Origin of the sequence: Brevundimonas olei (genome assembly GCF_037055245.1) — a bacterium.
GTDB lineage: Bacteria > Pseudomonadota > Alphaproteobacteria > Caulobacterales > Caulobacteraceae > Brevundimonas > Brevundimonas olei.
Genome location: NZ_CP146369.1, coordinates 215,069 through 226,804, shown reverse-complemented (window position 1 = coordinate 226,804; position 11,736 = coordinate 215,069). Strand labels below are relative to the sequence as shown.

Sequence of the window (11,736 nt, the reverse complement as noted above, 5' to 3'; positions counted from 1 at the left end):
GCGATCATTCGTCGCGAGAAAATCAGGGCTCGTCCGTTTCGTCGTCTGGCGAGGCGGGCGGGCCTTGGCGTTTGGGGCGGGGTCGGTTTAGGTGGCGCCTGCTGTTCAGTGAACCGGAGGGCCCATGCCCAGGAAGTTCCTCGTCGTCGTCGACGACAGTCCCGAGCTGGGCGCCGCCCTGGCCTACGCCTCGCGCCGCGCCCGTTCGACCGGGGGCCATGTGGTCCTGCTGCGCGCCCTGCCCGGCGGATCGGACGAGCACTGGTCCGGCGTCCGCGATGAAATCCGCCGCCAGCAGCGCGAGGAGGCCGAAGGCCTGCTGGCCCGGCTCGGCGAGAAGGTCGCCGAGACCTCGGGCGCGCCGCCCGTCTATCTGATCGAGGAAGGCGACCCCCAGGCCGCCATCCGCAAGGCGGTGGGCGACGATCCCGACATCAAGATCCTGATCCTGGCGGCCGGGGCCAACGGACGCGGCCCAGGCCCCCTGGTGTCGGCGGTGTTGAAGCAGGGGGCCGCCCTGACCGGCCGCAAGCTGCCCGTCACCATCGTTCCCGGCGAACTGACCGACGACGAGATTCTGGATCTGGCTTGATCCAAGGGGCGCTATCGCTCGCCCTGCTGCGGCTCGCTGCTTGAGCGCCCACTTGAACCGGGCCGCGGCAGGGCGCATCTGGGGCTTATGTTCATCCAGACCGAAGCCACGCCCAATCCCAACGCGCTCAAATTCCTGCCGGGCCGCGACGTCGCCCCGCAGGCCGTGTTGGAGTATCGCACCATCGACGAGGCGGCCGCCTCGCCTCTGGCCGAGGCCCTTTTCGAACTGGAAGGGGTCGAGGGGGTCTTCTTCGGCGCCGACTACGTCTCGGTCACCCGCGCGGCGCAGGGACCCGACTGGAGCGAGATGAAGGCGCCGATCCTGTCGGTCATCATGGATCATTTCGTCTCTGGCGCGCCCCTGGTTCGAGCCGGTGAAGCCGTGAGCGAAGACGCCGGCGAGGACACGGAGATCGTCGCCGAGATCAAGGGCCTGCTCGACAGCCGCATCCGTCCGGCGGTGGCCCAGGACGGCGGCGACATCCTGTTCGACCATTTCGACGAGGAAACCGGCGTGCTGCGTCTGCGGATGCGCGGCGCCTGCGCGGGCTGCCCCTCCTCCTCCGCGACCCTGAAGGCCGGGGTCGAGCAGATGATGCGCCATTACGTTCCCGAGGTGACCAGCGTCGAACAGGTGCTGTAAGCGCCGCCCTGTTTCACATGAAACACTCGTCGGACGGCGCGCCCTCGGGCATGATGGCGTCATGAGCGGTTCGGACGAGACATCCCAGGCTCGCGCCCTGGGCGAGGCCCTGGCGACGCTGCGGCGTGAACGCGGGTTGAGCCAGGCCGAGGCGGGCGCAAGGATCGGCATGACCAGCCAGGGCTGGGGCCTGTATGAGGCGGGCAAACGCTCCAACCTGTTCCGTCCCGACGTCCAGCGCCGCCTGACCGGCGCCCTGGATGCAACGCCCGAGGCGCTGGTCCTGCAGATGGGCGGCGAGCCGGCTTCGCCTGAAGCCCTTCCCGCCACTGGACTTTCAGCCCGCGGCCGCGTCTTCGACGGCGCGCCCCTTCAGACCCGTCGGCTGCGGCTGGAGACGGACGAACTGGCGCCCTGGGCGTCGGCCGGAACGGTGCTGGAGTATGTGCCGGGGCGTTGGCCCCGGCGGGGCCAGGGCTGCGTCATCCAGATCGACGACGGCGCCCAGAGGGTTCGCCTCTATGATCGCGCCGACGACGCCGAAGTCGTGGTTCTCGGCGCAGGCGGTCTGGACCGGACGGAGCGGATCGCGCGTTCACGCATCCAGTCGATGTCGGCTGTGACCGCGCGCTTTGACGATGAATGAAACAAAATAGTTGTATTGCTCCGTCATTCATGAAACTCTCTGGTTGAAGTCGGAGGGATCATGTCGCGTCGCAGCCATCATATCGATCAGGCCGTCGGCCTGCGCATCGCCGCCCGGCGCTCCGCCCTCGGCTGGTCCCAGTCCGTTCTGGCGCGAGAACTGGGAGTCAGCTTCCAGCAGGTCCAGAAGTATGAGACCGGCGTCAATCGCGTCTCCGCCTCGCGTCTGCATCAGGCGGCGATGGCCATGGGCTGTTCGGTGGGCGACTTCTTCCCAGCGCGACCTGAGACCGAGGGCGAGGCGGAGCTGCTGCACCCGGTTCTGACCAGCGCCGAAGGGCGAGGTCTGGCCGAGGCCTTCGCGCGGATTCCCGACGCCGGCGCGCGTCGCGCCCTGACCCGCGTCGCCCAGGCCATGGCGGCGGCCTGACGGTCTTCGGCGTTGAAGCGGTCGCATCCGCGCCGGTTTCGCATTAGGGACAGGGCCATGAAGATCATGGTCATCGACACGGCGCTGGGCGCCTGCGCCGTCGGAGTGTTCGAGGGCGAAGCGGGCGACGCCCAGCCCCAGCCCCAGCCCCAGCCCCGGCACCTGGGCCTGCGCGTCGAGCTGATGACCAAGGGCCATCAGGAGCGACTGGGCGGACTGGCGCGCGATGCGGCGGCGGAGGCGGGCGGTTTCGACGGGATGGCGCGCATCGGGGTGACGGTGGGGCCGGGCTCCTTCACCGGCCTGCGTGTCGGCCTGGCCTTCGCCCTGGGGCTGGGCGCGGCGCTGGATCGGCCGGTGGTCGGAATCTCCACCCTGGACGCCCTGGCGGCCTCGGTCCCGTCCGAGGGCCTGGTCGCCGCTGTCATCGACGCCCGCCGGGGACAGGTCTATGCGCGTCTGTTCCGCGACGGCGTGGCGCTCCGCGAAGCGGAGGCGCTGTCCCTCGAGGCGGCGCGCGACCGCATTCAGGCTGAAACCGGGGACGCGCGGCCGGTCCTGGTCGGAAGCGGGGCCGAGGTGCTGGCCGAGGCCTTCCCTGAACTGGCGAGCGCCGCCCTGCATCCCCTGCCCGCTCCCGCGCCCGAGGCGCTGGCGGCCGTCGCCCTGGCCGCCGATCCGACGACCGCCCCGCCGCAGCCGCTCTATCTGCGCGCGCCCGACGCCACGTCGCCCAGCCGTCTGCCGGGCCAGCCGCGTCAGCCCGCCGCGTGAGCGACCCGATCTTCCCGGCGGTCGATCCTGCTCGCCTCGCCGCGATCCACGCCGAGGCGTTCGCGGCGGCCTGGGACCGGGCGGTGCTGGCCGAACTCCTGGCCTCGCCGGGCGTATTCGCCGTGGCCGAGGAGGGCGGCTTCATCCTGATCCGCGTCGTGGTCGACGAAGCCGAGATTCTGACCCTGGCGGTGCGGCCCTCGGCGCAGCGCGCGGGGCTGGGCGCGCGACTGGTCGAGGCGGCGGTGGTGCGCGCCGCCGCCCTGGGCGCCGAACGGATGTTCCTGGAAGTCGCCGAGGGCAACGGCGCCGCCCGCGCCCTGTACGCCCGAAGCGGCTTCGTCGAGATGGGGCGGCGACGCGGCTATTATTCGCATGCGGACGGACGCCGAGAGGATGCGCTGACGTTGGTCCTGAACTTTTCTCGATAGCTTCCATAAGGCGACGGTCCATCCTATCTTCGCCGCCATGGACCGGATCGAAAAACTCTGCGCCGAGCGCGGCATGCGCATGACCGAGCAACGTCGGGTGATCGCCCGCGTCCTGTCGAATGCCGAGGACCACCCCGATGTGGAGGAGCTGTATCGCCGCGCTTCGGCGATCGATCCGCACATCTCCATCGCCACCGTCTATCGCACCGTGCGCCTGTTCGAAGAGGCGGGCGTGGTCGAGAAGCACGACTTCGGCGACGGCCGCAGCCGTTATGAAGAGGCCGGCGACGACCACCACGACCACCTGATCGACACCAAGACGGGCGAAGTCATCGAATTCTTCGACGCTGAGATCGAGCGCCTCAAGACTGAGATCGCCCGCAAGCTCGGCTATGAGCTGGTCGGTCACAAGCTGGAGCTGTACGGTCACGTCATCCCCGGCGCCGAGCCGGTGGAGCGGGAGGGGCTGATCTACAAGCGCCGCCCCCGCGAAGAGGCCGAAGACTGACCTCGGCCGTCGGCCCCAGACCCTGCCGACGCTTGCCGTCGTCGGTTTCGGCGATCATAAGCCGGACATGACCGATACGCTCGAAAAGCCTGTCCCGGCCCCTGTCCTGGGCCACGGCGTCGCGCCCGAAGGCGAGGCGACGCCCAAGCGCCTGTTCATCAAGACCTACGGGTGCCAGATGAACGTCTACGATTCCGAACGCATGGCCGACGTCCTGCGGCCGCTGGGCTATGCGCCGACGGACACGCCCGAAGGCGCCGACTTCGTCATTCTGAACACCTGCCATATCCGCGAGAAGGCGGCCGAGAAGGTCTATTCCGAACTCGGCAAGCTGCGGCAGATGAAGGAAGAAAAAGCAGCGGCGGGCGATGGCGGCATGACCATCGCCGTGGCCGGCTGCGTCGCCCAGGCCGAGGGCGAGGAGATCATGAAGCGCCAGCCGGCGGTCGATCTGGTGGTCGGGCCACAGGCCTATCACCAGCTGCCGGAGTTGCTGACCCGCACCGCGCGGGCGCGCGGCGAGCGCATCGGCGCCGACTTCGCCCCCAATGAGAAGTTCGACGCCCTGCCCGCCACGCGCGGGACCGAGGGCGTCACCGCCTTCCTGACGGTGCAGGAAGGCTGCGACAAGTTCTGCACCTTCTGCGTCGTGCCCTATACGCGCGGCGCCGAGTGGTCGCGCCCGGTCGCGGCGGTGCTGGACGAGGCCCGCGCCCTGGCCGACCGGGGCGTGCGCGAGGTCACCTTGCTGGGCCAGAACGTCAACGCCTATGACGGCGAGGGGCCGGACGGAAAGCCCTTCACCCTGGCGAAGCTGGCCTACGCCCTGGCCGACATCCCCGGCATCGAGCGCATCCGCTATACGACCAGCCACCCGAACGACATGTCGGACGACCTGATTTCGGCGCACGGCGATCTGGACGCCCTGATGCCCTATCTGCACCTGCCGGTTCAGTCGGGCTCGGATCGCGTCCTGCGGCTGATGAACCGCAAGCACGGGCGTCAGAAGTATTTCGACCTGATCGACCGCATCCGCGCGGCGCGGCCGGACATGGCGCTGTCTGGCGACTTCATCGTCGGCTTCCCTGGCGAGACCGATCGCGATTTCGAGGACACGATGGATCTGGTGCGGCGGGTGAATTACGCCAGCGCCTTCTCCTTCATGTATTCGCCGCGCCCCGGCACGCCTGCGGCGACGATGGCGGCTCAGGTGCCGGACGAAATCGCCAAGGCGCGCCTGCATGCCCTTCAGGCCCTGCTGACCGAGCACCAGGTCGCCTTCAACCAGTCTCTGGCCGGGCGCGTCCTGCCGGTGCTGTTCGAGAAGAAGGGCCGCCACGGCGCCCAGGCCATCGGCCGCTCCCCCTATCTGCAATCGGTCCACGTCGAGGACGCGGATCAACTGATCGGCCGGATCGTTCCGGTCGAGATCATCAGCGGCCAGCAGAACAGCCTGACCGGCCGCCTGATCCAGACGAACTGACGCCTGTTCCGCCACGCGCCGTGCGTGAGGCCAGGAATGCTTACAATCCCCCTCAAGCAGCCTCGCGCCGCGCGCGAGGCGTTAGGGGACCAACAAGGAGACCTCATGGCGCGAGAGTCCGAGTTCCTGTCCCTCAGCGATGCGGCGTTGCGCGCGGTCATCGGGCCGCAGAGCCGTCACCTGGCCCTGATCGAGGACGCCTTCAAGGTGCTGGTCGAGACGCCGGGCGGCGGGGTGTCGATCAACGGCTCCACGCGGGATCGGGCGCAGGCGCGCCGCGTCATCGAGGCCCTGTCGAACCGGGCCGAGGCAGGCGCCGAGATCACCGAGGCCGACGTCCGCACCGCCCTGGGCGCTGCCGTCACCCAGCCGCGCGCTGAGCCCGCAGGTCGCACCACGGGCCGCAGCGTGCCGGAGGGCGCCGCCCTGCCCGTCGGCCGTCGCGGCGCCATCGCCCCCAAGACGGCGTCGCAGGCGCGCTATCTGGAGATGCTGGGCCGCTGCGAACTGACCTTCGGCGTCGGGCCGGCGGGCACAGGCAAGACCTTCCTGGCGGCGGCCTACGGCGCCTCCCTGCTGAAGCGGGGGCAGGTGGATCGGCTGGTCATTACCCGCCCGGCGGTCGAGGCGGGCGAGAAGCTGGGCTTCTTGCCGGGCGATCTGAACGAGAAGGTCGACCCCTATCTGGCCCCGATCTGGGAGTCGCTGAACGACATTCTGGGCGTCGACGACGTGCGCCGCCGCCGCGAGAAGGGCGAGATCGAGGCCGCTCCCATCGCCTTCATGCGCGGCCGCACCCTCAGCCACGCCTTCATCATCGTCGATGAGGCGCAGAACACCTCGCGGATGCAGATGAAGATGGTGCTGACCCGTCTGGGCGAGGGCGCGCGTATGGTGGTGACGGGCGACCCGTCGCAGGTCGATCTGCTGAACCCGCGCGATTCCGGCCTAGCCCACGCCCTGCGCATCCTCAAGGACGTGGAGGGCGTCGGCGTGCAGCAGTTCAAGTCCGAGGACGTCGTGCGGCACGCCATGGTCGAGCGCATCGTGCGCGCCTATGACAGCGACGCCGCGCGCAGCCGCCCCTTCCCCGACCTTGAGGACGACGCCTGATGATCGAGGTCGAGATCGACAGCGAGGCCTGGACTGAGGCCCTGCCCGAGGCGGCGGCGATCGCCGAGCGCGCCGCCCTCGCGGCCCTGGGAACGGTCGAGGGCGATGTGGTCGTGCTGTTGGCTGACGACGCGGCGGTGCAGGACCTGAACGCGCGTTTCCGCGACAAGGACCGGCCGACGAACGTGCTGTCCTTTCCGGCCGCCGAGAGCGCCTTTCCGCATCTGGGGGACGTGGTGCTGGGCTACGCCTATTGCGCGGCGGAGGCGCAGGCGCAGGGCAAGACCCTGTCGGATCATCTGAGCCATCTGGTCGTCCACGGCGTCCTGCACCTGCTGGGCCGCGACCACGAGGACGACGCCGAGGCCGAGGAGATGGAGGCCGAGGAGCGCGAGATCCTGGGCGAATTGGGTGTCGCCGATCCCTATGCAGCCGAGCATGAGGGCGCCGCGTGAGCGGGGCGCTCGCCGCCCGTTTCCCGGGCCTGCTGAACCATCGCTGGGGCCGGATCGGCTTGGCGCTGCTGGCCGGGGCGGGCGCCGCCCTGGTCCATCCGCCGTTCGGCTTCCTGCCGGGACTGCTGGGCTATCCGTTGCTGCTGTTGCTGGCGGATCGCGCAGGGACGCTGAAGGGTGGTTTCTGGGTCGGCTGGCTGGCGGGCTTCGCCTATTTTTTCATCGGCTGCTGGTGGGTGGCCGAGGCCTTTCTGGTCAATCCGGCTCAGGCGTGGATGGCGCCGTTTGCGGCCAGTCTGCTGCCGGCGGGCATGGGGCTGTTCTGGGGGCTGGCGACCATGGCCTATCGCTGGCTCCGGCCGACCGGCGCGCGGCGCGTCCTGCTGTTCGCCGCCCTGTTCGCCTTGCTGGAGTGGACGCGCGGCCATGTGCTGACCGGCTTTCCGTGGAATCCGGCGGGCGCAGGCTGGGCGGCCGGATCGGCCATGTCGCAGTTCGCCTCGGTCGTCGGGGTCTATGGGCTGGGCCTGATCACGGTGGCGGCGGTCAGCGCCTTCGCGCCTCTGGCCGATGCCGGGCCGCGACGCCCGCGCCTGATCGCGGCGGGGCTGGGGACGCTGGCGCTGGCCGGTCTGTTCGCCTTCGGGACGGCGCGTCTGTCCTCGGCGCGGCTGGTGGAGACGCCGACCCTGGTGCGCCTGGTCCAGGCCGATATCCCGCAGGACTACAAATGGAGCCCCGAGGCCTATCAGGCCATTCTGGGCCGCTATCTGGAGCTGACGGCGCGTCCGGGCGATGCTCTGCCTGACGTGGTGATCTGGCCTGAAGGCGCCCTGCCGACGACGGCCAACGACCTGTTCGCCTCCACGGACGCCCAGGCGGTGGCGGGGGCCCTGCAGACGGGCCAGACCCTGCTCGCGGGATTGAGCCGTGGCGAGCCGGACCCGAGCGCCGAGACGGGCGCCCGCTATTACAACAGCCTGTTCGCCCTGCATGATGAAGGCGCGGCGGGCCTGCGTATCGGTCAGATCTACGACAAGCACCGGCTGGTGCCGTTCGGCGAATACCTGCCGATGGGCGACCTGATGAGTCGGATCGGCGTGCGCAGCCTGGTGCACGTCCCCGCCGACTTCAGCGCCGGACCGACCCCTGCGCCGATCAGCCTGGTCAACGCTCCGCCGGTGCAGCCGCTGATCTGCTACGAAGCCCTCTATCCCGGCTTCACGCCCGCGACGGCGGCAACGCGCCCGGCGTGGGTCGTCAACGTCTCCAACGACGCCTGGTTCGGCCGGACGTCAGGTCCGCGCCAGCATCTGAACCTGGCCTCCTATCGCGCGCTGGAGACGGGCCTGCCGGTGGCGCGGGCGACGCCTACGGGCGTCTCGGCCATGATCGATCCGTGGGGCCGCATCGTCGAGGGCAAGCGGCTGGACCCCGGCCAGGCGGGCGTCATCGACGTGCGTCTGCCGCAACCGGCTCCGCCGACCGTTTACGGCCGCTGGGGCGATCTGGGGTTCGCCGTCCTGTTGGTTATAATGCTGATCGCGGGGCGAGGCCGCGCTGGAAAAGCGAGGCTGGGTCGTTAAGCCTATCGGGGGGCGTCGTTCCCGCGGCGCCCCTGAGACGCGAATTGACATGACATCGGCCCGGCGACGGCGGCATGTCGACAAGAAAAACGGGGAAGAGGGCAGGACATGGTCAGGGGTTCCGGGACAGAAGGTCCCCATCTGGTGGATCGACATGTGGGGCGGCGCGTGTGCGAGAAACGCATCGCCCTGGGCTACAACCAGACCGATCTGGGCCAGGCGCTGGGAGTCACCTTCCAGCAGGTGCAGAAGTACGAGAAGGGCGCCAACCGGATCTCCGCGTCCAAGCTGTGGGACATCGCCCGCTTCTTCCGCGTCGACATCGGCTACTTCTTCGAGGGTCTGACCGGGACGGCGCAGCCCGGCATGGCCGAGGGCGAGGCCGAGCCCTTCGTTCACGACTTCCCCGCCACCCGCCAGACCATCGAGATCGGCCGCCTGGCGCCGCGCCTGTCGTCACGCCAGCAGAAGCTGGTGGTCGACCTGATGCGAGAACTGGTTGAGGAAGGCGAAGCCGAACCCGCCGCCTGAGCCGAGGCTGACGAAACCGGGACAAAGAAAAAGGCGCGGAGCGATCCGCGCCTTCTCCTGACTTGGAGCTCGTTCGAGATCAGGCGGTCAGCGCCGTCTCCGAGGCGACGATGCGGCTGGCGGCGTGGACCACGGCGCCGATGCGCAGGGCGGCCTGGATCTGCAGGGCCGGGACGGCGTGCTTGCGCAGTTCGCCCTCGTGGGCGTCCAGGCAGGCGCCGCAGCCGTTGATGGCCGAGACGGCGGTGGACCACAGCTCGAAGTCCAGCTTCTCGACGCCCGGATTGGCGATGATGTTCATCCGCAGCTTGGCCGGCAGCGTCGTGTACTCCGGGTTCTTCATCAGGTGCAGCGAGCGGTAGTAGATGTTGTTCATGCCCATGATGGCGGCGGCGGCCTTGGCGGCGGTCATCGCTTCGGGCGACAGGACCGTCGCGGCCTGGGCCTCGATCAGCTTGACCACGGGGGCGACGCCGATGGCGTGGGCCGAGGCCAGGAAGCAGCCCCACTTCTGCTGGTCGTTCAGCACGGTCTCATTGGCGAGCGAGGACAGGTTCAGCGAGATGTCCTTGCCATAGGCCGGGATCAGATCGCGAAGGGCGTCGATGGACATTTTCGTGTTCCTTTCAGGAAGCGACGCTTCAAAGAAGCGGCTATCGTTCGCGACGCGGTCGCTTACTTCTTGAGCCGCATTGCGTGATGGGCGCTCAAGCCGCGAGGCTCCGCGAGCCGAGCATAGCGCCCAAATAAAATCATCAGGCATGAAAAAGGCGGCGACAGTCGCCCGCCGCCGCCTCTTTCGAGGGGCGGCCCGGACCCTACTCACGCGGTCCGGGCCTGGCCGTTTCGACCTTTGGGCCAGTACTTACGCGGCGAGAGTGTCGCCGCCGACCGGGCGGTTGCAGGCGCACAGCTCGTCGGTCTGCAGGGCGTCGACCACGCGAAGCGTGTCTTCCGGCGAACGGCCGACGTTCAGGTTGGTGACGTAGACGTGCTGGATGACGTTGTGCGGGTCGACGACGAAGGTCGCGCGCAGGGCCACGCCTTCTTCTTCGTCCAGCACGCCCAAGGCGCGGGCCAGCTTGCCGCCGTTGTCGGCGAACTGCCAGATCGGCAGCTTGTTCAGGTCGGCGTGGTCACGACGCCAGGCCAGCTTGGTGAACTCGTTGTCGGTCGAACCGCCCAGAACCACGGTGTCGCGGTCCTCGAAGTCCTTGCCCAGCTTGGCGAAGGCGGCGATTTCGGTCGGGCAGACGAAGGTGAAGTCCTTCGGGTAGAAGAAGATGACCTTCCACTTGCCCTCGAAGCTGTCCTGCGTGACCGGCTCGAAGGCCGAGGCGCCGTTTTCCTCGTGGCTGTTGAAGCCCGGCTTCACGCCGATAATTTTGAAATCAGGCAGTTTTTGACCGACGCCGAGCATCGCGCTTCTCCTAGATGCAGAAAAAATGGACCGCCGGAACGCGGGGAGTGCGAACCGTCGAGGCCATGAGATGGGCCTTGGCGATGCTTAAGTCAAATCGATCATTTTGCTTTCACAAATAGATTTAACTTATCGCCCTGGGCGAGTTATAAGAACGGCTGATGACGTCTGCATCAGACATAGGCGGCGCCTATGTCGCCTCCTCTCTCGAATGCGCGAAACATGTCCGTTCTGCCGACCCTGCGTCAGCTCCAGTATCTGAAACTTCTGGCCGAGCACGGCTCCTTCAGCCGAGCAGCCGAGGCCGCTCACGTCAGCCAGCCCGCCCTGTCGTCCGGGGTGCAGGAGCTGGAACGGGTTCTGGGCGCCGCCGTGGTCGAACGGACGCGCGGGGCGGTGATCCTGACGGCCGTCGGCGCCGAGGCGGTGCGGCGGGCCGAGGACGTCCTGGCCCGCGCCGAGGATCTGGTCGAGGCCGCCCAGAACGCGGGCAAGCCCCTGTCGGGCCGGTTCCGCCTGGGCATCATTCCCACGGTGGCCCCGTTCCTGCTGCCCCAGGCCCTGCCGGGCGTACGGGACCTCTATCCCGGCCTGCGGCTGTTCCTGCGCGAGGATCTGACGCCGCGCCTGATCGTCGGGCTGAAGGCGGGTCAGCTGGACGCCGCCGTCATCGCCCTGCCCTATGACGCGCCGGGCATCGATCACGCCCGCATCGGCGACGATGAGATCCTGGCGGCGGCGCCGGCCGGTCACGCCCTGGCGGGGTCCGGGCCGATCCCCGAAGGGGCCCTGAAGGCTGAGGACCTGATCCTGCTCGAAGACGGCCACTGCCTGCGCGACCAGGCCCTGGCCGCAGTCAAGATCGACGCGCCGCGCGGCGAGGACGTCTTCGCCGCCACCACTCTGCCGACTCTGGTGCAGATGGTCTCCTCGGGCCTTGGGGTCAGCTTCCTGCCGCAGATGGCGGTGCGGGCGGGTCTGGCCGATCATCCCGGGGTGGTGGTGCGGCCTATTTCCGAAGACGCCCCGCGCCGCGAGATCGTCGTCGCTTGGCGGGCGGGCTCCAGCCGCGCCGCCGAGGCGCGCCTGCTGGCAGAGGCGTTGAAGCTGGACTGAGCGAGCC

At 68.9% G+C, this 11,736-nt stretch carries 15 protein-coding genes; 13 read left to right on the top strand and 2 right to left on the bottom strand.

The window, feature by feature from the left end; genetic code table 11:
• Positions 1 to 124: 124 nt before the first annotated feature.
• The 12 genes from V8J38_RS01065 to V8J38_RS01010 all read left to right on the top strand — a co-directional run bounded on the left by V8J38_RS01065 (position 125) and on the right by V8J38_RS01010 (position 9,193).
• On the top strand, positions 125 to 592 hold the full coding sequence (locus V8J38_RS01065; RefSeq protein WP_338577487.1) for a universal stress protein: 468 nt from the start codon (positions 125 to 127) through the stop codon (positions 590 to 592).
• A gap of 87 nt (positions 593 to 679) precedes the next feature.
• Positions 680 to 1,237, top strand: a complete 558-nt coding sequence (locus V8J38_RS01060; RefSeq protein ID WP_312220217.1) for a NifU family protein — start codon at positions 680 to 682, stop codon at positions 1,235 to 1,237.
• A gap of 61 nt (positions 1,238 to 1,298) precedes the next feature.
• Positions 1,299 to 1,883 (top strand): helix-turn-helix transcriptional regulator, encoded by a 585-nt coding sequence (locus V8J38_RS01055; RefSeq protein WP_338577485.1) that lies wholly within the window; start codon positions 1,299 to 1,301, stop codon positions 1,881 to 1,883.
• A 60-nt stretch (positions 1,884 to 1,943) separates the two neighbouring features.
• Positions 1,944 to 2,312 (top strand): helix-turn-helix transcriptional regulator, encoded by a 369-nt coding sequence (locus V8J38_RS01050; protein ID WP_338577484.1) that lies wholly within the window; start codon positions 1,944 to 1,946, stop codon positions 2,310 to 2,312.
• Positions 2,313 to 2,369: 57 nt separating this feature from the next.
• Positions 2,370 to 3,086 carry a tRNA (adenosine(37)-N6)-threonylcarbamoyltransferase complex dimerization subunit type 1 TsaB gene (gene tsaB, locus V8J38_RS01045; RefSeq protein ID WP_338577482.1) on the top strand — a complete coding sequence of 239 codons (717 nt, stop codon included), beginning with the start codon at positions 2,370 to 2,372 and terminating at the stop codon, positions 3,084 to 3,086.
• Positions 3,083 to 3,517: a ribosomal protein S18-alanine N-acetyltransferase gene (gene rimI, locus V8J38_RS01040; protein WP_338577481.1), complete on the top strand. Its 435-nt coding sequence runs from the start codon at positions 3,083 to 3,085 to the stop codon at positions 3,515 to 3,517. Before tsaB ends, rimI begins: the two co-directional genes overlap by 4 nt.
• Positions 3,518 to 3,554: 37 nt before the next feature.
• Complete coding sequence (locus tag V8J38_RS01035; RefSeq protein ID WP_291780508.1) at positions 3,555 to 4,025, top strand: Fur family transcriptional regulator; 471 nt, start codon at positions 3,555 to 3,557, stop codon at positions 4,023 to 4,025.
• 67 nt (positions 4,026 to 4,092) lie between these two features.
• Positions 4,093 to 5,508, top strand: coding sequence for a tRNA (N6-isopentenyl adenosine(37)-C2)-methylthiotransferase MiaB (gene miaB / locus V8J38_RS01030; RefSeq protein WP_291780511.1), 1,416 nt, complete (start codon positions 4,093 to 4,095; stop codon positions 5,506 to 5,508).
• 105 nt (positions 5,509 to 5,613) lie between these two features.
• Positions 5,614 to 6,621 (top strand): PhoH family protein, encoded by a 1,008-nt coding sequence (locus V8J38_RS01025; RefSeq protein WP_291780513.1) that lies wholly within the window; start codon positions 5,614 to 5,616, stop codon positions 6,619 to 6,621.
• A complete protein-coding gene (gene ybeY / locus V8J38_RS01020; RefSeq protein ID WP_338577477.1) occupies positions 6,621 to 7,076 on the top strand; it encodes an rRNA maturation RNase YbeY in 456 nt (151 codons plus the stop codon). Before V8J38_RS01025 ends, ybeY begins: the two co-directional genes overlap by 1 nt.
• Positions 7,073 to 8,662 (top strand): apolipoprotein N-acyltransferase, encoded by a 1,590-nt coding sequence (gene lnt / locus V8J38_RS01015; protein WP_422388302.1) that lies wholly within the window; start codon positions 7,073 to 7,075, stop codon positions 8,660 to 8,662. Before ybeY ends, lnt begins: the two co-directional genes overlap by 4 nt.
• 108 nt (positions 8,663 to 8,770) lie before the next feature.
• On the top strand, positions 8,771 to 9,193 hold the full coding sequence (locus V8J38_RS01010; protein WP_291780517.1) for a helix-turn-helix domain-containing protein: 423 nt from the start codon (positions 8,771 to 8,773) through the stop codon (positions 9,191 to 9,193).
• A 79-nt stretch (positions 9,194 to 9,272) separates the two neighbouring features.
• Here V8J38_RS01010 and V8J38_RS01005 read toward each other — a convergent pair whose 3' ends face one another.
• Positions 9,273 to 9,806 (bottom strand): carboxymuconolactone decarboxylase family protein, encoded by a 534-nt coding sequence (locus V8J38_RS01005; protein WP_291780519.1) that lies wholly within the window; start codon positions 9,804 to 9,806, stop codon positions 9,273 to 9,275.
• 252 nt (positions 9,807 to 10,058) lie between these two features.
• Positions 10,059 to 10,613, bottom strand: a complete 555-nt coding sequence (locus tag V8J38_RS01000; RefSeq protein WP_291780521.1) for a peroxiredoxin — start codon at positions 10,611 to 10,613, stop codon at positions 10,059 to 10,061.
• Positions 10,614 to 10,835: 222 nt separating this feature from the next.
• On the opposite strand from V8J38_RS01000, the gene V8J38_RS00995 reads away from it, so the two are divergent.
• Positions 10,836 to 11,729: a hydrogen peroxide-inducible genes activator gene (locus V8J38_RS00995; RefSeq protein WP_338577473.1), complete on the top strand. Its 894-nt coding sequence runs from the start codon at positions 10,836 to 10,838 to the stop codon at positions 11,727 to 11,729.
• Positions 11,730 to 11,736 lie beyond the last annotated feature (7 nt).